The 25,553-nt window shown below is 63.3% G+C and carries 23 protein-coding genes, 1 tRNA gene and 1 pseudogene; 12 read left to right on the forward strand and 13 right to left on the reverse strand.

Features of this window, described 5'->3' with window-relative positions; all coding sequences use genetic code 11:
• Positions 1-766 precede the first annotated feature (766 nt).
• Positions 767-1,528: a class II aldolase/adducin family protein gene (locus V0U35_RS13705; RefSeq protein ID WP_330197321.1), complete on the reverse strand. Its 762-nt coding sequence runs from the start codon at positions 1,526-1,528 to the stop codon at positions 767-769.
• 79 nt (positions 1,529-1,607) lie between these two features.
• On the reverse strand, positions 1,608-2,876 hold the full coding sequence (gene egtB / locus V0U35_RS13710) for an ergothioneine biosynthesis protein EgtB (protein WP_330197323.1): 1,269 nt from the start codon (positions 2,874-2,876) through the stop codon (positions 1,608-1,610).
• 96 nt (positions 2,877-2,972) lie between these two features.
• Here egtB and V0U35_RS13715 point away from each other — a divergent pair, with 96 nt between their 5' ends.
• From V0U35_RS13715 to V0U35_RS13730, 4 genes are all read left to right on the forward strand, one after another.
• On the forward strand, positions 2,973-4,028 hold the full coding sequence (locus tag V0U35_RS13715; RefSeq protein WP_330197324.1) for a DUF2336 domain-containing protein: 1,056 nt from the start codon (positions 2,973-2,975) through the stop codon (positions 4,026-4,028).
• A 38-nt stretch (positions 4,029-4,066) separates the two neighbouring features.
• Positions 4,067-4,843, forward strand: a complete 777-nt coding sequence (locus V0U35_RS13720; protein ID WP_330197325.1) for an NAD kinase — start codon at positions 4,067-4,069, stop codon at positions 4,841-4,843.
• A 68-nt stretch (positions 4,844-4,911) separates the two neighbouring features.
• A complete protein-coding gene (locus V0U35_RS13725; RefSeq protein WP_330197326.1) occupies positions 4,912-5,388 on the forward strand; it encodes a response regulator in 477 nt (158 codons plus the stop codon).
• Positions 5,389-5,404: 16 nt separating this feature from the next.
• Positions 5,405-5,923: an Hpt domain-containing protein gene (locus V0U35_RS13730; protein WP_330197328.1), complete on the forward strand. Its 519-nt coding sequence runs from the start codon at positions 5,405-5,407 to the stop codon at positions 5,921-5,923.
• Here V0U35_RS13730 and spbR read toward each other — a convergent pair.
• The 3 genes and pseudogenes from spbR to V0U35_RS13745 form a co-directional block, all read right to left on the reverse strand.
• Positions 5,896-7,044, reverse strand: a complete 1,149-nt coding sequence (gene spbR, locus V0U35_RS13735; RefSeq protein WP_330197329.1) for a SpbR family protein — start codon at positions 7,042-7,044, stop codon at positions 5,896-5,898. The two genes, V0U35_RS13730 and spbR, sit on opposite strands and share 28 nt — an antisense overlap.
• A gap of 101 nt (positions 7,045-7,145) precedes the next feature.
• The gene (locus V0U35_RS13740) at positions 7,146-7,964 is read right to left on the reverse strand and encodes a hypothetical protein (RefSeq protein WP_330197330.1); all 819 of its coding nucleotides are present in this window, start codon (positions 7,962-7,964) and stop codon (positions 7,146-7,148) included.
• Positions 7,965-8,029: 65 nt separating this feature from the next.
• Positions 8,030-9,166, reverse strand: a pseudogene (locus V0U35_RS13745) (NAD(P)/FAD-dependent oxidoreductase); the annotation flags it as partial.
• 43 nt (positions 9,167-9,209) lie between these two features.
• Between V0U35_RS13745 and V0U35_RS13750 the strand changes: the two are divergent.
• The 4 genes from V0U35_RS13750 (at position 9,210) to V0U35_RS13765 (ending at position 11,196) form a co-directional block, all read left to right on the forward strand.
• The gene (locus V0U35_RS13750) at positions 9,210-9,617 is read left to right on the forward strand and encodes a DUF6491 family protein (RefSeq protein WP_330197331.1); all 408 of its coding nucleotides are present in this window, start codon (positions 9,210-9,212) and stop codon (positions 9,615-9,617) included.
• Between the two features lie 80 nt (positions 9,618-9,697).
• Complete coding sequence (locus V0U35_RS13755) at positions 9,698-10,318, forward strand: hypothetical protein (protein WP_330197332.1); 621 nt, start codon at positions 9,698-9,700, stop codon at positions 10,316-10,318.
• Positions 10,319-10,455: 137 nt separating this feature from the next.
• Positions 10,456-10,641, forward strand: a complete 186-nt coding sequence (locus V0U35_RS13760) for a hypothetical protein (RefSeq protein WP_330197334.1) — start codon at positions 10,456-10,458, stop codon at positions 10,639-10,641.
• A gap of 3 nt (positions 10,642-10,644) precedes the next feature.
• On the forward strand, positions 10,645-11,196 hold the full coding sequence (locus V0U35_RS13765) for a GNAT family N-acetyltransferase (RefSeq protein WP_330197336.1): 552 nt from the start codon (positions 10,645-10,647) through the stop codon (positions 11,194-11,196).
• Positions 11,197-11,238: 42 nt separating this feature from the next.
• Here the strand turns inward: V0U35_RS13765 and V0U35_RS13770 are convergent.
• Positions 11,239-11,315: transfer RNA gene (locus V0U35_RS13770), tRNA-His, on the reverse strand.
• 82 nt (positions 11,316-11,397) lie between these two features.
• On the reverse strand, positions 11,398-12,165 hold the full coding sequence (locus V0U35_RS13775) for a M48 family metallopeptidase (RefSeq protein WP_330197338.1): 768 nt from the start codon (positions 12,163-12,165) through the stop codon (positions 11,398-11,400).
• Positions 12,166-12,318: 153 nt separating this feature from the next.
• Between V0U35_RS13775 and V0U35_RS13780 the strand changes: the two genes are divergently transcribed.
• Together V0U35_RS13780 and V0U35_RS13785 are read left to right on the forward strand one after the other, a co-directional pair.
• A complete protein-coding gene (locus V0U35_RS13780) occupies positions 12,319-14,373 on the forward strand; it encodes an AsmA family protein (RefSeq protein ID WP_330197339.1) in 2,055 nt (684 codons plus the stop codon).
• 107 nt (positions 14,374-14,480) lie between these two features.
• Positions 14,481-15,779, forward strand: coding sequence for a beta/gamma crystallin-related protein (locus tag V0U35_RS13785; RefSeq protein ID WP_330197340.1), 1,299 nt, complete (start codon positions 14,481-14,483; stop codon positions 15,777-15,779).
• 59 nt (positions 15,780-15,838) lie between these two features.
• On the opposite strand, the gene V0U35_RS13790 is transcribed toward V0U35_RS13785, so the two are convergent.
• Entirely contained in the window at positions 15,839-17,062 is a 1,224-nt protein-coding gene (locus V0U35_RS13790; protein ID WP_330197342.1) for a retropepsin-like aspartic protease, read from the reverse strand.
• Positions 17,063-17,246: 184 nt separating this feature from the next.
• Here V0U35_RS13790 and phhA point away from each other — a divergent pair, with 184 nt between their 5' ends.
• Both phhA and V0U35_RS13800 read left to right on the forward strand, forming a co-directional pair.
• Complete coding sequence (phhA, locus tag V0U35_RS13795; RefSeq protein ID WP_330197343.1) at positions 17,247-18,128, forward strand: phenylalanine 4-monooxygenase; 882 nt, start codon at positions 17,247-17,249, stop codon at positions 18,126-18,128.
• A 63-nt stretch (positions 18,129-18,191) separates the two neighbouring features.
• Complete coding sequence (locus V0U35_RS13800; protein WP_330197345.1) at positions 18,192-18,914, forward strand: hypothetical protein; 723 nt, start codon at positions 18,192-18,194, stop codon at positions 18,912-18,914.
• Between the two features lie 16 nt (positions 18,915-18,930).
• Here V0U35_RS13800 and astB read toward each other — a convergent pair whose 3' ends face one another.
• The 5 genes from astB to V0U35_RS13825 are packed head-to-tail and all read right to left on the reverse strand — an operon-like array spanning position 18,931 to position 25,356.
• Positions 18,931-20,271: an N-succinylarginine dihydrolase gene (gene astB, locus V0U35_RS13805; protein ID WP_330197347.1), complete on the reverse strand. Its 1,341-nt coding sequence runs from the start codon at positions 20,269-20,271 to the stop codon at positions 18,931-18,933.
• Positions 20,268-21,725, reverse strand: a complete 1,458-nt coding sequence (astD, locus tag V0U35_RS13810) for a succinylglutamate-semialdehyde dehydrogenase (RefSeq protein ID WP_330197349.1) — start codon at positions 21,723-21,725, stop codon at positions 20,268-20,270. The genes astB and astD overlap by 4 nt, the downstream gene beginning before the upstream one ends.
• Positions 21,726-21,728: 3 nt before the next feature.
• Positions 21,729-22,748 (reverse strand): arginine N-succinyltransferase, encoded by a 1,020-nt coding sequence (gene astA / locus V0U35_RS13815; RefSeq protein WP_330197351.1) that lies wholly within the window; start codon positions 22,746-22,748, stop codon positions 21,729-21,731.
• A 9-nt stretch (positions 22,749-22,757) separates the two neighbouring features.
• On the reverse strand, positions 22,758-24,020 hold the full coding sequence (locus tag V0U35_RS13820) for a hydrolase (RefSeq protein ID WP_330197353.1): 1,263 nt from the start codon (positions 24,018-24,020) through the stop codon (positions 22,758-22,760).
• 46 nt (positions 24,021-24,066) lie between these two features.
• Positions 24,067-25,356, reverse strand: a complete 1,290-nt coding sequence (locus V0U35_RS13825) for a cystathionine gamma-synthase family protein (protein WP_330197354.1) — start codon at positions 25,354-25,356, stop codon at positions 24,067-24,069.
• Positions 25,357-25,553 lie beyond the last annotated feature (197 nt).

Here is a 25,553-nt window from a genome sequence, read left to right on the forward strand (position 1 = left end):
GCCTAGAAGCGCTGCCAGATCGCCGCAAATACCGCGCGTTCGTCGATGGCATTGCGGCCCGCGGGAGTGAACCAGCCCCCCACATGGAGTTCACCAAACCGGGTTGAAAAGCCCAGCGACGCCTGAACCTTGTGCTGGGAGAAATGCCTCTGCCCGGCGACCGGATCGGAAACGCTCCAGGTCGAAAAACTCTGCACCATGACCGTCATGTCCGGACGCGGCCGCCATCCGGCCGTCAGGTCAAGGCGGGCTTCATCCAGAAACCCGTCATCGCGCCAGCGATAGGCCGGCTGCAATTCGACGAAGATGGCCTCTCCCATGGCCATACCAGTGAGAACCCGGATTTCCGCTCCCAGCCCGCCATCACCCAAGGGCCGGTCGGCGACGTTCTCACCGCCACCGGGCAGGATGCCCGACAGCTGCACGGACAGGACGGCCGGGCCGCTGCGTCCAACCAGTAGCCGGGCACCCAGTTCGCTGGCGGCGAAGCCCTGCGCCGTGTCAGGAATACCGGCCTCGGTCAGGGCGACGTCTTGCCAGGCCACCCGGCCCACGAGCGTGATCCGGTCGCTCAGCCCGTATTCGGCATAGGTGGCGTATTCGCGCTTCTCGTAATAGCCGCCGTCAAAATGCTGGCCAGTATCGTCGAAATACCCCTCGGCCCGGTCGTAGAGGATCGAGGAGATGACCAGGCCTTCGCCCTTGGGCTGGGGCCAGGCCCCGGCATGGACAGGCGTGGAAGCCCCTGCGCCGACCGCAATGGCGATCAGGTATCGAAGCCCGGCGACTCCCGCCTCACGCGATCGAGCAGTGCGGCCCAGGCGATCTCCTTGAAGAACTCGTTGCCGGCGATTTCCGAGCTCTGGCCGAACACCTTGTCCTGCATGGACTGGTCCCATTCCAGAAGCTCCCCCCCGGCTTGCGCCATGGTTTGAATCCGGCAGGCGCGCTCCAGCAAATACAACCTTATATACGCGGAAAACGGATGATCGCCTACAGACAGCGTCCCGTGGTTGCGCAATATCATCAAATTCTTGTCGCCCAGATCGGCCACGAGACGGACTTTTTCGTCCTCGATCAGGGCGATGCCCTCATAGTCGTGATAGGCGACATCATTCATTACGTTCATGGCCAGCTGGGAGATCGGGCGCAGACCACCCTTCTGCGCGGCGACCGCAACGCCGGCATCACTGTGCAGATGCATGGCGACCATGACGTCCTCGCGGGCGGCATGGATCGCCGAGTGGATGGTGAAACCCGCCGGATTGATGCCATAGCGCGAGGGCGGCAGGACATTCCCCTCCAGGTCGATCTTCACGAGGTTTGACGCGGTCACGTCCTCATAAAGAAGGCCGAACGGGTTGAGGAGGAAATGCTCCTCCGGTCCGGGCACGCGCATGGAAATGTGGGTGAAAAACAGATCGTCCCATTCGTGCATCCGCACCAGGCGGTAGAGGGCGGCCAGGTCGCAGCGCGCCTTCCACTCTTCGGCACTGACGATATCCTTGACGGCGGCCTGATCATCCATGGCGCTCTCCCTGGCTGGCGTGCGGGCCTCAGCATCGGATTGAACAGCGTTCACTGTCAAATCCGTTCAGGCAAACCTGTCAGGCGTCCCGTGCCATCCGGACGCCGGAAAACTGCCAGCGGGCATCGGGCGGGAAGAAATTGCGATAGGTCCGCCGGACATGGCCGGGCGGCGTGGCGCATGAGCCGCCGCGCAGGACATACTGGCCACACATGAACTTGCCGTTGTACTCGCCCACCGCACCGTCCGGTGTCCGGAAACCCGGATAAGGTGCGTAGTCCGATCGCGTCCATTCCCAAACACCCCCGAACATCTGCGCCAGCGATTTGCCGCCTGGGACGGGCCCCGGGTGCGCTGACTGGCCAGCGTCCATGAAGCGTCCGTCCAGCCCGGCCTTTTCCGCCGCGGCGTGTTCCCATTCATGTTCTGTGGGCAGACGAAGCCCGGCCCATTCGGCATAGGCCTGCGCCTCATAGAAGCTGATGTGGCAGACCGGGGCAGCAGGATCGAGGTCTGTTTCCCCGTGCAGCGTGAATTCGCGCCAGACACCGTCGCGTTCACGCCAGTGCAGCGGGGCCCTCCATTCATCGGCCTGGACCGTCGCCCAGCCATCGGACAGCCACAGCGTCGCGGTCCGGTATCCGCCGGCCTGCACGAAGTCCAGCCAATCCCCATTGGTCACGGGTCGGTCAGCAAGAGCGAACGGCTCCAGCCAGACCTTGTGACGCGGGCTTTCATTGTCATAGGCAAATCCATCGTCGGCATGACCAGTCTCGACCAGTCCGCCGTCGACCGCCGTAAAAGTCAGGTCCGGGTTTTCACGCGGCGCGGAATCCGGCGCGGGATAGGCCGCGGGCGACAGGGGATTGCGTGACAACACATGCTTGATGTCGGTCAGCAGCAATTCCTGGTGCTGCTCCTCATGACCTACGCCCAGCTCGATGATTGGAGTCACGGCGCTGATCAGGTCGTCCGGGGCGTTGGACAGGAAGTTCCGGACAGCCGCGTCCACGTATACCCGGTAGGCCGCAACATCACTGCAAGAGGGCCGTGTGATCTGCCCCCGCTCGGCGCGCGGATGGCGCTCGCCGACCTGCTCGTAATAGGAGTTGAACAGGTAACAGAAATCCGGATCGAACGGTTTGTAATCCTTGTTGAACTCCCCGAGCAGGAAGGTCTCCCAGAACCAGGTCGTGTGCGCCCGGTGCCATTTGGTCGGGCTGACATCGGGCATGGTCTGAACACACTGGTCTTCCGGGCTCAGCGGCGCGGCCAAGGCTTCCGTCCGGGCCCGCACCGTCTCGAATGCGTCTAGCAGCCGGGCTGCGGGCGGAGAATTAGTCAGCACGGATTGCCCTCCCGACGGCGAAACTTAACGGGCCGTAAACCATAGCGACTCACCAATGATTCGCGAAACGGTTCACGGGACGGACGGTTCCTTGTCATGGGCAATGCAGCGATAGCACTGGCAGGATTGGCGCGCTTGCGCGACCCCGAAAGCCATGGCCGCCTGGCCCTGTCGATCACCGACATCTGCATCGCCAACCCCCTGTCAGAACGGGCCGAGCCGCTTGCTGGCGAAATCCTCGTTACCTTGGCCCGCAAAGCCGAGGAGAAAGTCCGCATCGCCATGGCCGCGGCACTCGCCGAATGCGACTGGGCCCCCCATGGCATTGTCCGGTTTCTCGCCTTTGATGCGCCGGCGGTTGCGCGGGACATCATCCTGCGCAGCCTGCGACTGACCGAGGCCGATCTGGTCGAGCTGACCGAAACGAGAAGCCTGGCACACCGCTGTCTGATCGCCGAGCGCCCCGGTATTTCCGGTGCTGTCAGCGATGCGCTCTGCCACCGGGTCGAGCCTGACGTCATGCGCGCGCTGATCAACAACGCCACGGCGAGCCTGACCGAGACCGGTTTCACTCGATGTGCCGAATTCGCCATTTGCGATTCAGACTGCGGCGAGACCCTGAGCCGGCGTCACGACCTGCCCGAAGCCATTGCACGCAAACTCTACGCGACGGTGTCCGCAACGGTACGCGACCAATTGTTGGACCGGTTCAATCTTGACCCGGCGAAAATTGCTCCGGTAGCGGAATTCGCCGCTGAAGCCGCCCGCGCGGATGACGGCGATACGAGTGCTGCAAGCCTGATCGAAAAGCTGCAATTCGCCGGCAAGCTCAATCCGGGCTTTGCCGTGAAAACCCTGTCTGAAGGACGGGAGATCGTCTTTGACCATGCGATCGCCGCCCTGTGCGGCCTTTCGGTCGACGACTGGCGCAAGGTCCTGGCATTGTCCGGTGCCCGCACTCTCGCCCTCGCCTGCCGTGCTGCACGCATAGACCGATCAATCTATCCGACTGTCCTTCGTGCTATGCAGAAATCCGGACGAATCCATGACGGTATCGAGGACCAGGCGATGGCCGGTGCCGCACGCATTTTCCGGGACTACACGCCCGGCAAGGCACACGATTCCTTGCGCCGCATGGCGGACAGCGCTTGAATGGTCCGCGTGAACCAAGGCGGACCTGTCAGCACCCCATGACCCGAGACTTCACACCGGCCCTTGCCTTCATGGCGAGCCCGCGTGCCGATGCACAGGCCGCGAAAGCTGCACTGGAGCGGCGCTATGGTGCCGTCGCGGTCGACGAGGCCGACATCCTGGTCACGCTGGGCGGGGATGGCGCGATGCTGGCCGCCCTTCACGCCGCCATGCCGCGCGAAATCCCGGTCTATGGCATGAATTTCGGCTCGGTCGGTTTCCTGATGAATGACTATGCCGAGGATGGCCTGCTGGACCGGCTGGCCACGGCAGAACGCGCGGAAATCCGGCCCCTGAGAGCACGCGGCGAGACCATAGACGGTCACCCGTTCGAAGCCCTGGCCATCAACGAAGTGTCGATGCTGCGTCAATCCCACCAGACGGCGAAGATCAGGATCAGCGTGGATGGCCGCGAACGGCTGGCCGAGCTGGCCGCTGACGGCATTATGGTCGCGACACCCGCTGGCTCCACTGCCTACAACGCGTCAGCCCACGGGCCGATCCTGCCGCTCAGCTCCCGCGTGCTGGCCCTGACCCCGATCAGCGCATTCCGTCCCCGCCGCTGGCGCGGCGCTTTGCTGCCACAGGGCAGCGAGGTGCGCTTTGATGTCGTCGACCCCGAGAACCGGCCGGTTTCCGCCGTCGCGGACAGCCAGGAATTCCGCCACGTGACCTGGGTCGAGGTTCGCGAAGAATCCGGGCGTCAGCTGACCATGCTCTTTGATCAGGGCCGAGCCCTGGGCGAGCGCATCCTGATCGAGCAATTTCAGTCCTGAGCGTTTAGCCGCATGTTAAGCATCCTGCCCTATCTTCCCGGCCAAGGATAGAAAAGGCGGGTGGACCAGTGAACGCCAAAACCGAAACAAATCAGGCAGTTGGGGGCGGACTTTCCGTACTCGTCGTGGATGACAGTGCCGCGCTGCGCGGTGCCCTGCGCGCCGTTCTGTCGAGCCTGGGGATTTCCCGCATCGCCGAAGCGGCCGACGCGCTTCAGGCCATCGAGATCCTGCGCTCGGGCGAAATCACGTTGACCATCACCGACTGGAAGATGGAACCGATGGATGGGCTGACCTTGATCAAGGCGATCCGCCAGGGCGCAGTCGGTCCGAATGCCGACATGCCCGTCATCATGCTCACCGCCTATTCCGACCCGCGCTATCAGGCCGAGGCCGCGCGCGCCGGCGCATCGGTCTTCCTGCCCAAACCGTTTACCGCCGCGACCCTGGTCGAGGCGCTCGAGGCCGTGAAGACGGTCCGCTCCCAACCGATACGCCCGAATGCCGAAACCATCGACGGCACCGTCACGGCCGCTCAGGCCTGAAAGGGACATTAGAACCATGGCCAAGCAACAACCCATCGAAGTCATCACCCCGCCGAACATGCTGCGCGTGAAGGTCGGTGGCCGTGTCGGCCCGATCGATGACGCCGCCATTGCCCGCGCCGAAGCCGCGCTCGACAACATGCGCGATGACTTCACCGAATGGCTCGAAGCCGAGGTCGTCAAGCTGGAAGCAGCTGGCAAGGCTGTCATGGCCGAGGGCGTGAAAGGTGAAGCCGGAGCCAAGCTCTTCGCCGTCGCGCATGATCTGCGCGGCCTTGGCACGACATACAATTATCCCATCATCACCCGCATGGCGGCCTCGCTGTGCAAGATGATCGAGACCGAGGACAAGCGCGCCGCTGCGCCCGCACCTCTGGCCGTTGCACATGCCCACGCGATCCGTGCAGCCCTGCGCCAGAACATCAAGACGGTCGACAATGCTGTCGGGAAAACGCTGGTCGAGGAACTCGAAGCCCAGGTCGCGGCCTTTGCCGCCCCGTGGGAAGATCAGCCGGCCATGCGCGCGGCGGGCTGAGGCTCGATCCGGTCCTCGTCCAGCCGGGCGAGGATGTATTCCATATCCTCTTCGGGAAGCCCCTGAAACCGCGTCAGTGAACGCTCGGCCAGACGCCGGCGGAAGGTGATGCGCGCCTCGCGGCTGTCATTCATGTCGAGCGAATGGAACGTATCGATCGCGGCTCGGATCGCCGGATAGATGCGCGGCGGCAGACCGGTCCGGTCAAAGACAGCCTTCAGGCCCAGCGGCCCGGAATCATGGATCAGCAGCCAGGCCTTCGAGTGCGGGATCGCCGCCATTTCCGCGACCGTATGCTCGAAGAAGGCGATATGGCCGCGCAGGACCGCCCGCACGATCAGGGAGGGCGTCAGTCGGCCATTCATCTGCAATTGCTGCACGAAGCGGCGCATGTCGACGGCAACGCCGGCCTGGTCCACGAGATCGACCGTCGCGCGTTCGCGTGTGCCTTCGGCCAGTTCCACCGCCAGCTGGGCCGGCAGGGCGTGTTCGCGCACGAGACGATCCATCGCTTGCGCGCTGACCCGCGAAATCAGCTTCTCGGTGAATTCGACCGGCAAGCTGGACCGGGCGACGAAGGCATCCATGACCGGCTGGGACTCGCAGAAGCGCACAAAAGCGGCCTCGTAATTCTCTTCGGAAAACTCCGCGCCATCATTCGCTGCGGTGATCCCCACCGCCTGCTCGCAGGCATGGGCGACAATCTCGGTCACAACTGTTCCGGAGACATGTTCGCGTGCACCGACGGCGCATTGTTTGGACGCGCCTTGCGTCTTGATGATCTCGATCAGGTCAGCGTCATCAAACACCGGGCTTCCGGAAATGACGGGTACGGCGATGGAGTCGATGTCGGCGGCCAGCTTCTTGGCGATATCACGCGGCAGGTGCTGCGACCGTCGCAACGTCACCGCCAACGCCCGGCGTACCAACGCCACGGCATCGTCGGCAATCATGGCGATAATGGCATTGGCCGCCTCGCGCTCCTCGCGCGACAGGGTCGGCGCATCGACACGCTGGCAGATCTTGCGGGCCGCGAGCGCGCGCTCCTCGGGGTTTTCCCCCTTCACGAGACGGCGGATGTCGGCCTCGGATAAATGGGCGCGCATCGCGACGACGCTCATGGATCATCCCTCGCAGCTTGCGGAACCCCGAATCGGATTTCGCCTTCTGGAACAGGATCAACCGGGTGCTTTAACGAAGTCTTTAAAAGCCCCGAAAGCGTTTACGTTTCGCGTTCACCACGGGCGGGGGCGTCGAGCGAGGCGAGTATTTCCACGACCGCCGGCGACAGGATGGCTCCAGCCGGCGTGGCGCTGACCGAAGACCGCGCCGAGAAGCTGCGCGCACCGCCCTGCCCGCCCACATCGTTAAAGACCCATCGTTGCGCTGGCAGGTCGCGCTGCGGCGAGTCGTCCACCGGCCAGGCCTGGGGCGGACGCGCCGCCTCGCCGCCGGTCAGCACATCCAGCACTTCGCTGGCACTGCGTGGACGACCGCCATCATAGAAGATCGGCCGGTTGGCCCGGGCGGCCGCCGGGAACAGCGCATCGGCGCGGCCCGTTGGCTGACTGGCGGCGGCCTCAATAAGGTCGCCAGCCCCGCCGGCCCCGAGGAAATGCGCGGCATAAAGCTCGCCTGAAGTCGGCGTCCGCCCGATCCGGTTTTCCAGGATTGCCGAGTTTGCCGAAGCCAGCTCGCCGGCCATCAGTGCCGCCGCACGCGGATCGAACCGCATGTCGAGAATGTCCTGGCGGCGCGCCGGATCGGTGACGGCATAGCGCCCGTCAGACCCACGCGTAATCGCGGAGGCTTCGGCCGCATAACCATGCTGCGCGCCGCGCGTATGCATCATCCCCAGCCAGGTCTGCTCCAGGAATTGATAGAGCCCCGCCGCACTCGACGTGCGGGCCTGCGCGCGCGGATCGAAGCCGCTTTCACGCGCAGCGGTTCGGACCATGAAGTCGAAATCGGCCCCGGTCTCCCGCGCGGCCTGGGCAATCAGGGCGTCGGGCCGTTCATTGACGGGAGAGATCGTGCTCATGGGATTGCGCGCACCGGTAAAGCTGGAATCAGCCCCCAAGCTGAACCCGCCGCGCTAATCCATGGTTAACGACCGAAACGCACCGGCGCGAAGGCCGGGTCCGGCTCAATACCATCGAGCACATAATCGGCCATGACTTTCGCCACTGCCGGTGCCAGCAGAACGCCGTTGCGGAATACGCCCAGCGCCAGCGCGATTTTCGGATCGGACGACGCCCCCATGAGGGGCAGTCCGTCGGGCGTACCCGGGCGATGTCCGGCCCACTGGTCGATCACCGCCTGCCGCCCAAGCGCGGGCAGCATGCGCGCCGCAGCCGTCTGGAGCCTGGTGCGGGCGCGGGTCGTGACGTCGAGACTTGTGGCTCCTGGCTCGCTGGTCGCTCCGGCGACAATGCGCCCATCGGCCTTTTGCGAGAGATAGATTTCCGAGCCGCGCAGGCTTTGGCCGAGCGTCAGCCCGCCTCCGCCAAAGGCAATCATCTCGCCTTTCACCGGCTGGATGGCCGCGAGTTCGGGCAGGCGATCCGAAGCGAGGCTCGCAAACCAGCCTGTCGCGAGGATGATACGGTCGGCCGCAACGTCCGCCGGATCGTCGAAGCGGGCATTGGTGACGATCTCCACGCCTTCCGCCTCGCAGGCGGCAACAAGCGCTGGACCGAGCGCGCGGTTGTCGACCTCGCCATCGCCGGGGAAGTGCAGCGCACTGGTCAGGCCATCACCCAGACCGGGCTCCAGCTGGCGGGCTTCCAGCGCATCGAGCCGGGCGGCCTCGATGCCCTGCGCTTCAGCGCGGGCGGCAAGCCCGGCGAGCCAAGCGTCGTCGTCCGGCTTCATTGCCGGGGCAATCGACCCGGCCTGGCGAAAACCGGTTGTGAGGCCAGACGCCTCCTCGATCCCGGCGGCCCAGTCCGGCCACAGCGACAGGGCCTGTGCCGACAGACCGGTAAAGACCGTCCCCAGCGCCTCGTTCGCGCTTTCAAACCCCTGGGCCAGCATGCCGCCGGAGCGTGCCATCGCACCCTCTCCGGCCTTGGCGGTTGCTTCGAACACCGTCACGCGCGCCCCGCGCCGGGCGAGTTCGAGCGCACAGGAGAGGCCCGTCACGCCGCCGCCGGCTATCGCGATCCGCTGGGATTTGGCGTCAGTCTGCATCGGTTCAGCCTTATTCAGCCTGCTGTCATGGAAAATCGTGTAGAATGCGCGCGGGACATCAGGGGAGTTCCTACGTCACCAAAGGAATAAAATCATGACCCGATTCAGGCCTGTTTCCGCATTCCATACCCTACTCGCCGCCGGTATCGTCGCCGGAGCCCTCGCCGCACCCGCCTTCGGCGACTGCGTCCGCGTGCGTGGTGTTGACGGTTATTCGGTCATTGATGACCGGCATGTCGTCCTCAATGGCGGCGTCAGCCGGCATTATCTCGTCACGACGCGCCAGCAATGCCGCGGCCTGCGTTTCGGCGTTCGTGTGGCGACCTCCATCGACGGGCCGCGCACCATCTGCTCACCGGGCTTTGAATACATCATGCCCGATGACGGCATGCGCTGTGGCGTCGACACGATCGAGGAAGTCGAGAGCATCGAGGCCGCCGAACAGATCGTTGCCGAACGCGTCGCGGCCGAGGAAGCCGCACGCGAAAACGGCGCGGACTGACGGCCAACTCCCGGATATTATTTTACAATCCCCTCCCCTTCGCCCGATACTGAATGCCGGGCAAAGGGGAGACGGGATCCATGAAAACGCACGCACTGATAAGAACCCACGCTCTGATTCTGGCCGGGCTGACCGCCCTGGCTGCGCCGGCCGCGGCACAGATGGTCGACGGAAACGGCAATGGCGTGTCGAGCGCCTACACCCGCATCTCCATCACCGATTGCGACGTCATCGAGGGCCAGCCTGAAACCGGCGACTTTGTCTGGCGCTGCGAGGGCCATGACGGCATCCCGGTCTGGGTCGCCGAGCGGCACCTGCGCATGTATGTCAGCTATGGCGAGAAGGGCCGCGATGAGATGGCCTGGCAACAAACGCCTATCGGCTTCAATGGAATCCCCGACCCGTTCACCATCGAGTGGCGGCTTGCCAAATACGACATGGTCCACGCCGCCATGGGGCAGGACTATCCGGAGGAGTATGACTCACCCCGGCCCTTCGCGACCGTTCTGCGCTGGAATGTCACCGACCCCGAAACGAGCGAGAACCTGCAATATCTTGTTGTGACCAATCTCGGCGAGGGCCGCACCTGCCATACCGCCTACGTCAATTCGCGCCAGGAAAACGCCAACGTCCTCGCCCGCGAAACCTCGAACATCACTGCCGACTTCAACTGTGAGCTGGACGAGGTGTGGGTGAGATAAGGAGCGGTTGGCTCAGCTTTGATCTCGCCACATGAAGCCTGAAAAGCATTCTCTTTGCGGGAAACTTGGCGACCCGTGGCGCGATCCTTCCCAATTTGTGATTTGAGTTTAAAGCGGTGGGTACTTATATAGGCTGCATGACAAGACTTCTACGCCTCATCGGGTTTGTGACCGACCGCACTCATGGCTATTTTGCCGACCGGCAGGAAGCCTTTGAGTTCGTGCGTCGTGCCTCCAAGAAAAATCGCACCCGGCACTTGGCGCTAATGGATACGCTTGATGAGCGCCTGGCCGCTGAAAAGGCAAGAACAGAAGCTGCCTAGCGCTTGCCTGACTTTACGCTTCTCGATGACACACACGATTTAAGCCGATTCGATTGCGGTGAGCGCGACATCAACCGGTGGATTCGAAACGAAGCCATAAAACGTCACAAACGTTTCGATAGCCGGGTTCGTGTAACCTGTCCCGGAGACAGCAATCGCGTTGAGGCCTTTTACTCGCTGCAATTGGCGATTGAAGACACAAAAAATCTTCAAGGCGAACATCGCCAGAAGTTTCCGCACGGCCGAGCCGCCGGATTCCCATGCATTCGCCTTCAATACCTAGGCGTAACAGAAACCAGGCAAAGGCAGGGACTGGGTTCCCAAGCACTGCTTGATGCGGTTCTACGGGCATCGCTCGCCTTGGAGAGCAATGGCGGGTATGCCATCGTTCTTCAACCAATTGGCGGCTCGGAAGCCTTTTACGAAAAACTTGACTTTGAGGTCTACGGCACCGGTATCGAACGCCGGATGATACTACCCTACGAAACAGCAATGACGATCCTCGCTCGGTACCGGGAGCGATCAACGGATTATGACCGTTGGCTGAAATACTAGCGGGTAGGAGCCCAAAGAATCGGGATCATTCAAATAGGAAAATGGTACCGCCTCCCCGGTTCGAACGGGGGACCTCTAGATCCACAATCTAGCGCTCTAACCAACTGAGCTAAGGCGGCCCTTGGACAAGGCGCGGGAAACTAGCGTCCGCTTTGCCATCCGGCAAGATGGTTGCGGCACCGCGCGCACTCGAATGACAGGTCAGGCATATCCGCGCGCGGCGATGTGCTCGCGCATGGCCGCGATGCGGGCATCGTCGGACGGGTGGGTCGACATGAACTCGAAGTTCGATTGCTCGTGCATGGTCGAAAGCGCCATCCACACATCGACCGCGTCGCTGGCGCGGTAGCCCGAGGCGACCATGAAGTCGATACCGCGCTGGTCCGCCTCGAATTCGTGCTGACGCGAATAAGGCAGGATGACGCCATAGGTCACGCCCGCGCCGAGGATGGCGGCGGTGTTGCGATCGATATCCACGCCCTGGCTTTGCAGCGCGATGGTCGCGATCTGCATGCCGATATCGGCTCCGCGCTGCTGGTTGGCACGCGCCTGCGCGTGGCGGCCGGCGACATGGCCCATTTCGTGACCCATGACGGCGGCGACATGACCGTCCTCGTCCATCAGGTCGAGCAGGCCCTTATGGAAGGCGACCTTGCCGTTGGGCAGGACCCAGGCATTGACCGAGTCATTGTCGAGGACGACGAATTCCCAGTTGAGATGGGTCTGTCCCGAAGCCGGCACCATGGCCCGCCCCACCCGCTCGACGCGGGATAGATAATAGGGGTCGCGCAGCTGGCGCTCGCGGCGCAGCGCGTCGGCCCAGGCCTGATCGGACAGGGTGATGATATCGGCCTCGGAATAAAACAGGCCGCTCGATCCGCCGGTACAGCCGCTTAAAGGGATGACGGTCCCGGCCGCCAGCCCCATGATCACGCTGCGCCGGTCCATGTGGACGACTGGATGGCTCATATCTTCCTCCCCCTTGATATATTGCCGCTCCGGCGGGGTGGCATGATAAAGGCGCACCCCCCCAAGGTCACGCCGTGAAATTCGCGCGCGCCCGGTGTAGGATCGACTCCAGCGGGCGGGGGCCTGACAACCGACTCGACGGAGACACTCACCGTGCGCCGTATCCTGACCATCATCATTGCCGTCATCGTTCTGGTCGTGGGCATTGCCCTCTTCGCGCCCTTCCTGATCCCCGACAGCGTCTATCGCGACCGGGCCCAGCAGGCCGCCAGCGCCCAGCTCGGCCGCCAGGTCACACTCGGCGGCGACGTCTCGATCCGCTTCATTCCGCGCGTCGAGATCGGCGCGGAAAACGTTTCCATCGCCAATGCGGACGGATTCGGTGACGACCCGTTTGCCGAAATGGGCGAGATGCGCATCGCGGTGCAACTGATGCCGCTCCTGTCGCGCAATGTCATCGTCGATGAATTCGTCCTGGTCGAACCGGTCATCCGGCTCGAACAGCGCAACGGCGCGAATAACTGGACACTCGGCCCGGTGCGCGAGGACGCCGAAACCCCGCCCCCGTCCGAAGGCTTCGTGCGCCGCCCGGGCGCTCTGCCGCTGGAGGCCTCGCTGGGGGATATCCGCATTGAGGACGGGCTGGTCCTCTTTACCGATGGCGGCGAGACCAAACGGATCGAGGGGCTCGACCTCGCCATCGCCATGCCCGGCGTGGACGAACCACTCGAGATCGACGGTTCACTGACGGCCGAAGGCGAAGCCCTGACGTTCGACGCGCGCCTTGGCTCGCTGCGCGGCGTATTCGAGGGCCAGCAGACCGATTTGCGCCTGCGCCTCGGCGGGCGGCTGATCGACCTCGAACTCGACGGGGCGCTGCGCGAGGGCGAGAATTTCGCCGCTGACGGCAGGCTGGACCTGACCGTCCCCTCACTGAGGGCGCTTGCCAGCTTCCTCGGCTCGCCCCTGCCCGCCGGTGATAATCTCAACCGGCTGGAAGCGGGCGGGACGCTGTCCGGTTCGATGGCGAATATCGCCCTTAGCGGGGCCACCGTTCGCCTTGATGATTTGACCGCGACGGGCGATCTCGCTGTCGCGCTTGACCGGGCGCGCCCGCGCGTGACGGGGAATGTTTCCATCCCCGAACTCGACATCAACCCTTACTTGCCTGCGCCGTCGCAAGGCAGTGGTGGCGGCGGGCTCGCGCCGTGGCCGGACACGCCAATCGACCTCTCCGGACTCCGCGTCATTGACGCCAACCTGAGGGTCGAAACGGGCCGCCTCGTCGTTCACGAGATCGAGGTGACGGACGCCGCCCTGACCGCCGTGCTCGACAATGGCCGGCTGGAGGCGACCCTGACGCGCTTTGCGCTCTATGAAGGCAATGGCTCCGCCGTCGTGGTCGCCAACGGGCGCGGCGCGACGCCGTCCTTCTCGCTCGACGCCGATCTGTCATCGCTGGCCGCCGGTCCCTTCCTCGAAGCCGCCGCAGGCTTCGACCGCCTCACCGGCACGGGGCGTATGGAAATTGATCTGCTGACGTCCGGCGCAACGACACGGACCATCATGGACGGGCTTGGCGGCTCGGCGCGCTTCAATTTCGCCGACGGAGCCATCCGCGGCGTCAATCTCGCCCAGGCCCTGCGAACGGTTCAGGCCTCACTCACCTCCGGCAGCCTGCCGCAGGGATTTGGTGACCAGGAAGAGACCGATTTCTCCTCACTGGAAGGCAGCGTGACCATCGCCAACGGAGTCGCGACGAATAACGATTTCCTGATGCTGTCACCCCTGATCCGGGTTGAGGGCAATGGCACCGTCGATATCGGCGACCAGACACTCGACTACCGCCTGCGCCCGCGCGCCGTCGCCAGCCTGCAGGGCCAGGGCGGCAGCCGAGACATGCAGGGCATTACCGTTCCGATCCGAATCCGCGGCAGCTTCAACAACCCGTCCATCGGCATCGATACCGAGGCTGTCGGGCGCGCCCTGCTGCAGGGCGCGGTGCAAGGGGCCATCGGCGGCGAGGATCCTGAAGACGCGTTACGCGGTGCACTCGGCGCGGCGCTGGGTCTGGGGGGCAGCAATGACGATGACGACGGCACCGGCGGCGAGGAAACCGACGAGCCTGAAGATCCGGCCGAGACCCTGTTGCGGGGTCTCTTTGGACGACGGCAGAATTCGGAACCGGAAGGCGGGGATGGAAATTAACCCTACAGGGATGAATGCCGGGTGACTGACCGGCTTGGCCCGCATTCAATGTCGCCGTGTCAGACCATGCACGGGATACAGTACACGAAGGAGTCAGGGAGACCAGTATGAGCCACAAGACAACATGCTTCGGCGCGGTAACAAGCGTCCTTGCCATCTGCCTTGCCGCCGGTGCGGCGCAGGCCCAGGAGCCGCCAGAGACAGCCGAATTTTACGCCGGTCCCCCCGAAATCGTCCTTTATGATTATCCCGGCTTTGGCGGGCAGGAGCTGACGCTCAATGCCGATGCGGAAAACCTGCAGCGCCAGAATTTCAACGACCGCACCTCGTCGATCCGCGTTGTCTCCGGAAACTGGGAAGTCTGCATGGACGCCAATTTCCGCAGCCAGTGCTTGGATGTGACGTCCGATGAGCGCAATCTGGGCCGCTTCGACAACCAGATCAGCTCGGTGCGTGTGCAACGTGGCGGCGGTGGTGGCGGCGGTGGCTATGGCGGCCGCGACGGTTCGATCACCTTCTATGCCGGGCCGAACTATACTGGCCAGTCCGTGACGCTCGACACTGCTGTCGGCAATTTCAACACCATCGGCTTCAATGATCGCGCGCGCTCGGCCCGCTTCGACGGCCGCGGGTCCTGGCGGGTCTGCCAGCACGCCAACTTTGGCGGCAATTGCAGCGATATCACGGGCGACGTGCGCGACCTGTCGGTCATCCGTCTGGCCGGTGAGATCAGCTCGGCGGCACCGGGGGGACGTGGCCCGGGTGGTCCCGGAGGCCCAGGTGGCCCTGGTGGTCCGGGCAGTGGCTATGAGCCGCGCGACGGCGTGCGCCTGTTCGACGGCCGCAACTTCTCCGGTCAGCGCTATGACGTCCAGTCCGACACCTATGACCTGAACCGGACCGGCTTCAATGATCGTGCCGAGTCCATCGCTATCGCGCGCGGCGAGACGTGGGAGTTCTGCATGGACTCCAACTTCCGCAGCCAGTGCCGGACCTTCTCCGAATCCATCGCGGATCTGGGTGCCTACCGCTTCGACAATACGATCTCCTCGATGCGCCGCGTTGGCGGCGGTTATCCGGGAGGTCCGGGTGGCCCCGGCGGACCGGGACGTCCGGGCGGCGGCTATCGGGGCCCGATTGATGGCGAAGTCGAAGGGATCGGCGCGGCCTTCTTCCCGGTTCCGGAAATCCGTGGCTATGCCATTGACCGGTGCCTGGGTTCGGGCGGTCGCGACTGTGATACGGCAGCGGCCGACTATATCTGCCGCGAAGCGGGCTACCGCCAGGCCGCATACTTCACGGTTGACCGTGGACGCCGCTATCGCACGATCCATATCGGCGAGAACGACATCTGCCGGACGGGCCGCTGTGAGGCGATCCTGAATCTGACCTGCGTCAACGAATAGACCCCGTCAGTACACGATCTGAAGAATGCCGCACCGGGCCTGTCCGGGGCGGCATTTTTCTACTCGGTTGCCGGCACGTTGATAACAACCGGACCCTCCTCCCCGTCGACGAGCAGGGACTGGGCGTCCGCTGGATCAAAACCGTCCAGCAGCCATCGCACGGTGTCACACTGCGTCTCCGGCGTTTCGCTCGTCAGCGACCGGTCACCAATCGCAAGGACCCGGGCACCGGGTTCAAGCCCTGCAGACGCGGCGTGTGACCCGTCAAAGACGCGCATGATCCGGACCTCGCCGCCGATGGCCTGGACCCCGTAACCGGCCTCGCGACGGGCTTCGGCTGGTTCTGATCTCGCCGCGAGCAAGACCTGCCCGGCGGGATAGTCCAGCGTGACAATTTGCCGATCAAGAATACCGGCACCCAGAAGGGTCGGCGGAACACCGCGCACGGACGCGCGAACTGGTCCGAGCTGATGGCTCCCGGCACGGAAATCACTCAGCGTTGCGCGGATGAGTGGTTCCAGATCACCGCTTCCGCCAGCCGACACCCCTTCATACCCGCGTCCCCGCATCACCGAACCGTCAACGAAACCGTCCAGGACACTTTCGTGTTCGGCAACGCGGGCAAACAGCGCGACCTGATCGGGACTGCCGGTATCGAACAGGGCCCGGTCGGAGATGTCGCCGACCGAATAGTCGATGACGGGTGCGTGAGGGTAGCCGAAATCATGAAGCGGTGTCCGGATACCATCCTCTGCCGCCGGCCAGACATCAGTGCTTTCGGCAATGCCGAGCGTCATCCGCTGCATATCGATCCGCCAGGCGCTTCCGGGAAGAATTTCCGAGCCGATCACACCGCCCGTGAAAATGCAGCCTCCGGGATCGACGCCGGAATAGTCGAACACCAGTACCGGCACGTCGATGAAACGCACGCCGCCCAGCTCGATGGATGCCGCAATGGCAACGTCCATCGTCACCGCCGTTCCGTTGGCATCAACGCCGGTATTCTGCCCGATGGTGACCAGATCCAGCGTATCGGCTAAGGCACGCGACAGGATTGTCGGAGAGCCCGTGTCGAAGATGAATTCGCTGTCCTCGCCATTGACGCGCGCCGCGATGAACAGCTTTCCGAACCTGAAATCTATCGGGATTTCCGTGACCGGCTCGCTCCGTTCGATCGCGATCGGTGCAGTGAAAACGGTTCGAAGGTCGCGATTTTGCGCCTCCGCGATACCGGTCAGGGCTGGCAGCAGGACGGCCAGCGCGAGAACAACAGGTCTGAGCATGAATCGGGTCTCCCGGAGTGTTTCCCCGCCCGCCTATTCTTCTGCCCCAAGGCCCGTGCCGGAACAATGCGCTTTCCCGCGAGTAGTCTAAAATCATACTACCTGCCGCGACTCCCTGACGTCTCGCCAGCCGCCCCGGAACGCGCTAGGATAGTTTCAAATGTAACCAGTTTGGGAGACTGACATGCCGGTCAATGATCCGGTCGTCGCCGAACAGACGCCCGCTGCCGATTTTTCCATCGACCAGAAATGGGACCTCTATTCCGAAGAGGAACACGGCGTCTGGACCACGCTCTACGAACGCCAGATGGGCGTTCTGAAGGGCCGGGCCTGCAACGAGTTCTTCAAGGGGCTCGAACTCTTGAATCTCAATGATGGCGGTATCCCCGACTTCCGGCGGATCAACGAGAAGCTGGAAAAGCTGACCGGCTGGACGGTGATCACCGTGCCGGGTCTGATCCCGGAAAAGGAATTCTACGAACACCTCGCCAACCGGCGCTTTGTCTCCGGGCGATTTATCCGCGACGCGGAGAAGCTCGACTACCTGCCCGAACCTGACATCTTCCACGATGTCTTCGGCCATGTGCCGCTGCTGACCCAGCCGGTTTTCGCCGACTATATGGAGGCCTATGGCAAGGGCGGGCTGCGCTCGCTGGAATTCGACGCCATCAAGAACATGGCGCGGCTCTACTGGTACACGGTCGAATTCGGCCTCATCAACACGCCCGAGGGCCGGCGGATCTACGGCGCGGGGATCGTCTCGTCCAAGGCCGAATCGATCTTCTCGCTGGAAGCCCGCTCCCCCAACCGGATCCATTTCGATCTGGAGCGGGTGATGCGCACCGACTACCGCTACGACGATTTCCAGCAGACCTATTTCGTCATCGATTCCTTCGACGAATTGATGGAAGCGACTTATGCCGACTTTGCGCCGCTCTACGAACGCCTGCCCAAGCTGACCGAAAATCGCCCGCGCGATATCCTCGATGGCGACAAGGTCTATTCCAAGGGCACGCAGGAATATGCCGATGGCGGCGGGCTGACGAAGAAAGCCGCCGCGCTCTAGTGGCATAAGCCCGAAATCCTTTTATAGAATTCCAGATTAACAACGCCGCTCGGGGAGGAAATTATGCGGACGTCAGCAATCATTGCAGGCCTGTCGATGGGCCTGGTTTCAGCATGTGCCAGTGTCCAGTACGACGCTGGCCCGGCCTTTTTGGGCAGTGAGCAGCATTCCGAAAGAAATTACACCATTAATGAAGAAACAAGCGCGTTCGTCGGAAATCCAATGATACGCGTCCAAGATTATAGAATAGATCGATTTTCCTCATCCGAAGTTGAAATTGTAAATGACTTTTATTATAATGGATTTGGTATAAATACGAATTTCCGCGCCGGCGAACGCTACCGGCTTGGCGGACGGACGATTCTCGATGGCGAAGAGCATCAATTCTTCGTATTTGGCATGTACGGGATATTGTTTGATCAATCGGGTGCACTGCAAGACAGCGTCCTGAATCTCTCTGCATATCCACCCGTATATCTGGTCTACAGCTATGAGACAGACGGAGGTCCGGGCTCGGTGCAGCCCGTCGTCGACGAACGAACAAACATCGAGGCTGAAGGGCAAAATTACGAAATTATCTATTCCGGTCGTGACGAAAACTCGATCCGGATGAGTTACCGCGAATACACCGATGCCAATTTGGCGAGGCAGTCATTCTTCCAGGATTTGACTTATCCGGCCTCGTCTCAGACCATCCGCTTCCGTGACATCGTCATCCAGGTCTACGAAGCCAATTCTGAACAAATCCGCTTTTCAGTGACGGCCGACGATACGACAAGCGAGTGATCCAGGCCGCCGCGCTCTAGCTCCGCTGGAAGGGATAGAAGTCGTCGCCCAGATCGAGAAGCCGCGTGAGCGCATCCAGCGCCGCGCGGCTTTCTTCCATCAGGGCGGGGTCGCGCAATTCGTCCGGTGCCAGGCTTTCGCGGTAATGGCGTTCCGCCCAGGCAATCAGGGCATCGGCCCGGTCCGCCGTGATGTAAGCCTGTGGCTTGACCGCCGCCTGTTCGGCCGCGGTCAGCACGACACGCAGCCGCAGACAGGCCGGCCCGCCGCCATTGCGCATGGATTGACGCACATCAACGAAATCCACCTTGCCGACAGGGCCATTACCTGAGACCAGCGCCTCGCAATACGCCCGTGTCGTTTCCGTCTCTTCGGTCTCGACCGGGGCGACCAGCACCAGCCGGTCTTCATTCGGCCAGACGAGGAGTTGGGAATTGAAGAGATAGCTCGTCACAGCGTCGCGGATCGGCACGTCCTCCTCGCGCACTTCAGCGAAGACCGGATCGAACAGGCCGTCGGCTGCGCGGCGGATCGCGTCCATCGCGCCTTCGCGGTCGGCGAAAGCCTTTTCATGGAAGAACAGCGTTTCGCGCGTGCCGACACAGACGACGTCATTGTGAAACGCCCCGGCATCAATCGCGTCCTGTGACTGGCGGATGAACACCGTCCGCTTCGGATCCAGCCCGTGCGAGCGGGCAATCGCCTGACAGCTTTCCAGCGTCTGGCGCGCGGGGAAGGCCCCGCTCCAGGCTTCACTGGCTTCGCGTCCATAAACGAATATCTCGACGCCCGCCTCCCCATGCGCCCGGCACAGGCGGACATGGTTCGCCGCGCCTTCATCGGCAAAGGCGGGCTGGGCGGGCAACAGATCATGCACCGCGAAGCGATCCTTATCGCCGAACGCCCATTGCAGCGACCGGCGGGTTTGCGGGCCCTCCAGCGAGCGGTGCAGCGTGGTGTGCAAATTGGCTGGCGTGAAATGCAGCCGTCCGTCGCCGGTATCGGCCGAGGGCGACACCATCGCCGCATTCGCCGCCCACATCGGCGAGGCGGCATAGGCATTCCGGACCAGGCCCGGTACGGTTTTCCACGCTTTTTCAAGAACCTGCGTATCGCTCCCGCTGAAACCCGCCTGACGCAGGAAGGGCAGGAAGGGCCGCTCATGCGGTGGCAGGAAACCCTGAACAAGTCCGGCCTCGGACAGGCGTTGGGCCTTGACGATGCCCTCGATCACCGCAGCGCGCGGCGAGGAGATCAGCCCCTTGTTCTTCGCGCTGGCGAGATTGCCGTCCGACAGGCCACCATAATTGTGGGTCGGTCCAACAAGGCCGTCAAAATTGGCTTCGACGGCGCTCATTCGAGCCCCTTGATCGGCAGGCTTTCGACCGTGTCGGCGGCCTGGGTTGCCACCGGATAGGCACAATAATCCGCCGCGTAATAGGCGCTGGGGCGCAGATTGCCGGACTGGCCGGGCCCGCCAAAGGGCATGGTACTGGCCGCCCCCGGCGTCGGACGGTTCCAGTTGACGATCCCGGCCCGTGACCGGGTCCAGAATTCGTCCCAGAGCCGGCTTTCTTCGCTGACCAGTCCCGCCGACAGGCCATAGGCCGTATCATTCGCCAGCTCGATCGCCGCGTCGAAATCCGGAGCGCGGTAAACGGTCAGCAGCGGCCCGAAGACTTCTTCGTCCGGCAGATCAAGACCGGTCGCATCGACGAGACCGGCGCTGACAAAGGCCTCTCCTTGCTCGAGCCGTTCCGCTTCGACAATGGGGCGTGCGCCCTTGGCGATCAGTGAAGCCTGCGCCGCCAGAACGGTTCGCGCGGCCTGCGCGGAAACCAGCGGCCCCATGAAGGCCTCGCCCGGATCATTCCAGGCCGCGACCGGCAGGCGGCGCGCATAGTCCGCCAGCGCGTCGACGATCGCGTCTCCGGGCGCGCCGCCCGGAATGATCAGGCGCCGGGCGCAGGAACAGCGCTGGCCGGTGGTGATGTAAGCCGAATGCACGGCCATGCGCGCCGCCGCATCACTGTCTCCGGCGGACCAGATGATGAGCGGATTATTCCCGCCCATTTCCAGCGCCAGCTGGATGCCCGTGCGGCCGGCGAACTTGCGATGGATGAACTGCCCGGTCGCATGCGAGCCGGTGAACAGGACGCCGTCGAGATCGGAATGGTCGAGTGCCGCGCCCCCCGCGTCGCGCCCGCCGGGAATAAAGTTGAGAACGCCCGCGGGCAGCCCTGCCTCTTCCCATAGCCGGACCATGTATTCCCCGACACCCGGTGTAAGTTCGGACGGCTTGAAGACGGCAGTATTCCCCGCGATCAGGGCCGGAACGATATGACCGTTCGGCAGGTGCCCCGGAAAATTGTACGGGCCGAGGACGAACATGACGCCCAGCGGCTTGTGGCGCAGTTGCGCATGACCGAATGCGGTGTCGCTTTCGCTGCTTCCGGTCCGGTCATCATAGGCCTTGAGCGATATGGCGATCTTGCCGGCCATCGCCGCGGCCTCGCCTTGCGAATCCCAAAGCAGTTTCCCGGTTTCCCGCGCGATCAGTTGCGCCAGATCGTCCTTGCGGTCGGCCAGAAGTGCTCCAAAGCGTTCCACGATATCGCGGCGCTCGGAAAAGGGACGCCGCGCCCAGCCGGGGAAGGCCGCGCGCGCTGCCGTAAAGGCGGCGTCCACATCGCCACTGTCCGCCATCGCCCCGGACCAGACCTCGGCACCGCTTGATGGGTCGGACGAGACCAGCGCCTCTCCCCTGCCCGTCTGCCAGCGTCCTGCGATGAAGCATTGTCCGGTGAGCATGATTTATCCTTCGCGTGTCCAGATACGGGCCTGGTCCCCGTCAGAAAGGCCAAGCGCGGCCATGGCCGGGGCCGGAATTCGGGCGGTCTCGGCATCCGCCTCGATCAGAACCGCGGTGGTCTTGAACCCGTCCACTAAGTCATTGGAGACAATGGCCTGGACCGGTTCGTCGATCGCTGTCGCCGCATGTACCGTCACCCGGCGGCTCTCGCGCGCCGTGCGGGCCTGGCGGGTCGGAACCGACATCAGCGGACCGCCATCGAAAATGTCGATATAGCGGTCATAGGTGAAGCCTTCCCATTCCAGCAGTTTGCGAGCCCCGACGCCCTGGTCGTGGGTGATGCCGATCACCTCGCGCGCCTCCTTCGGCAGCAGGTCGAGATAGATCGGATGATTGGGCATGAGATCGAGGATAAACTGGTTGTCCGTCGCCGCACTCATCCGGTCGGCTTCGTCGAACGTCATGCGGAAGAAGGGCCGCGTGACATGATCGAAGAAGGGTGACGACCCGTCCTCGCGGACCACGCCGCGCAATTCGGCCAGCACCTTGTCACCGAAGCGGCCGTAGTCCGCCGCCATGAGGAGGTACCGCGTCTGGGCCACGAGCCGCCCGGCACCGGTCCCCCGCGCGGCTTCACTCACAAACAGAGAGCCGACTTCGGTCGCGCCAGCGAAATCGTTGACCAGCATCATGAAATCCATGTCGAAGCGCCGATCGGCTTCCTTTGAAGCCTGCGCCATCGTCAGAATCTTGAAGTCGAAATAGGGCTTGGAAATGCCGACCGCCGCCTTGACCGCCGCGCACCCCAGAATCCGGCCGCTCTCGCTGTCTTCCAGCATCAGCTGATAGATTTCCTCGCCCGGGCCATCGGGCGAAGTTTCGAACGCCACAGCCGACTTTTCCAGGCGTTCGGCCAGGTCGTCCCGGCTGAGCGACAGGCTGGTGAAACCGGTCCCGGCCGCAGCGGCCAGAGAGACAAAATCGTCGATATCGTCGCGGCGCGCCGCGCGGACAATCAGCATGTGGGTCCCCTAAACCGACGCGGCGAGAGAACGGGCCTCGCGCGCATCGAATTGTCCCGAAGCGAACTTCATCAGCATCACGGCCGACAGCTTCGCGCGTTCGGGAAAGCTTGAAAGAATGGCGATTTCCTCGTGGGAATGAATGGCCGCGCCGCGCACGCCGAGCGTGTCGACATTCGGGCATCCGGCCGCCCACAGATTATTGCCTTCACAGACCCCGCCCGTATCGTTCCAGCGAATGTCGAGACCGAGCGCCGATCCGGCCGCCCGTGTCCATTCGAACATCCTGGCATTGGCCGGCGTCATCGGCTTGGCGGGCCGGGTAAAACCGCCATGGAGCTCGGCGGCAATGCCATCGCGCTGACCGGTTTCCTGTGTCAGGCGGTCGAGCTCGTGGCTTACCCAGGCCTGGTCCTGCGTGTCACCGACCCGAACATTGAAACGGACGACGGCATTGGCCGGCACGACATTGGGCGGGCCACCGCCATCAATGCGCGCGACATTGAATGTCACGCCTTCGCGCTGGCGGTTGAGATCGTCCAGCCCGAGCGCGAACGCGCTCGCGGCGGTGATTGCATTGCGCCCCAAATGGTGTTCCCGGCCCGCATGGGCGGCCTTGCCGCTGACCTTCAGCGACCAGTTGCCCGATCCCTTGCGCGCGCCGGCGAGTGAGCCGTCGGCCAGAGCCGGTTCATAGGTCATGCCGACATGGGCTTTCGACCCGAGCGCATGAATCACCGGGCCGGAACCAAGCGAACCGATCTCCTCGTCGGGGCTGATCAGCACGTCATAGCCGATCTGTTTCGCATGCGGGGATCGCTCCAGCGCCAGCAGGGCATGCAGCATCACCAGTATCCCGCCCTTCATGTCCGCCGCACCCGGCCCGTTGATCGTGTCATCATCCAGCATCCGCCAGTCCTGGAAGCTGTCGGATACCGGAAACACGGTGTCGTGATGCCCGGTCAGGACAATCTTCACCGGTGCCTCCGGACGCACACTCAAATGGAAGGAAGGTGTAAAACGCTGCTCGCCGACGACGCCCTCAGGGCTGACCGACGTGACGGGATCGAGTTCAACGGCCCGGATCGTACCGCCGGTCTCGGCGAACACCCGTTCCAGCTCGCGCCGCATCGCCTCGAGTCCCTCGGCATTGCGGCTGCCGGAATTGATCCGCACCCAGTCCTTAACGGTCGCAATCATGCCGTCAGCGCGTGTGTCGATCCAGTCGAGCGCGGCTCGTTCGTCCGGGTTTAAATCAAGGGCCTGCGGCACGGATGCCTCCTGCCTGTCGTGATCGGGGTGGGGCCGGGTGAGTGGTTCAGACCGCGTCGAGCGCCTGTGCGAGGTCAGCGATCAGGTCGTCGGGGTTTTCCAGCCCGATCGACATGCGCACCAGGCCTGCCGTGAAACCGAGGCGCTCGCGCAAATCCTCGTCAACAGCGGCGTGGGTCGTCGATCCGGGATGGCAGATCAGGCTCTCCGTCCCGCCGAGCGACACGGCCAGCTTGATCACTTTCAGCGCATTGAGCATGCGGAAGGCTCCCGCCTCGCCACCCTCGACATCAAAGGCAAAGGTCGACCCGTCACCGCTTGACTGACGGGCATGTACGGTCGCGTCGCGTGAGCCCTCTTCGAGGAAGCCGAGATAGCGGACATTGTCGACCTTGGGGTGATCGCGCAGGAATTCGGCGACCGACCGGGCGTTGTCGAAGGCGGCTGTCATGCGCAGCTTCACGGTTTCGAGGGAGCGCATCAGCATCCAGGCCGTATGCGGATCGAGATTGGTACCGATCATGGAACGCAGCGCGCGAACCGGGGCCAGCGCCGCGGTCGATCCCAGCGCCCCGCCGGCAATCAGGTCACTGTGACCGCCTACATATTTGGTCAGGGAATAGATGACGATATCGACGCCCAGGCTGAGCGGTGTTTGACCGATCGGTCCCAGGAAGGTGTTGTCGGTCATGATGACCGGACGGCTGCCCTGTTTCTTCTCGATCTCGCCGGCCATAGCGACGCACGCCACCAGGTCCACGAGATTGTTGGTCGGGTTGGTCGGCGTCTCGGTATAGATGACCGATACCGGGCCGAGGGCCATGGCCTCTTCGGCGGCCTTGCGAATCTCCGCCTCACCGGCACTGGCGAAGAATTCAACATTCTTCACACCGATGCTGGGCATGTATTTGCGGATGAAATTTTCGGTCGCTCCATAGAGCGGCGAGGAATGCAGGATGACCGACCCGGTTTTCGCGTGCGCCAGGATCGAGGTCGAGATCGCGGCCATGCCCGAGGAAAAGACAGCCGCTTCCTCCGCACCGTCAAACAGGGTCAGCCGGTCTTCGAGCACCTCGACATTCGGGTTGTTGAACCGCGAATACATCAGGCCGGCCGCTTCCGGATCCCCGTCCCGGCGCTTGCCGCCCATGATGCGGAAGAAGGCCGCCCCGTCCTCGGCTGTATCAAAGGCAAAGGTGGACGTCAGGAAGACCGGGGCCTTGATCGAATTCTCCGACAGTTTCGGATCGAAGCCATAGCTCATCATCAGGGTTTCCGGCGACAGGGCATGCCCCCCGATCTCACGCTTGCGATACGGCTTTTCGGGTTTGCTCATGGCGGGCTCCGGACTGTTCGGGGACGGGTAATTTCCTGCGCCTGTTTCTGATACCCCGCCCGTCCGCGGTCAAGGCATGTCACCGGTGCGTGTTCACCCGATCTGACCCTCAGCAAAGCAAAACGGCCCGGGTTTCCCCGGGCCGCTTCACTTTTATGCGTTGTCTGTTGGTGCAGACTAGTTGAGGTCGATGAGGA

Source organism: Hyphobacterium marinum, assembly GCF_036330325.1.
Taxonomy (GTDB): domain Bacteria; phylum Pseudomonadota; class Alphaproteobacteria; order Caulobacterales; family Maricaulaceae; genus Hyphobacterium; species Hyphobacterium marinum.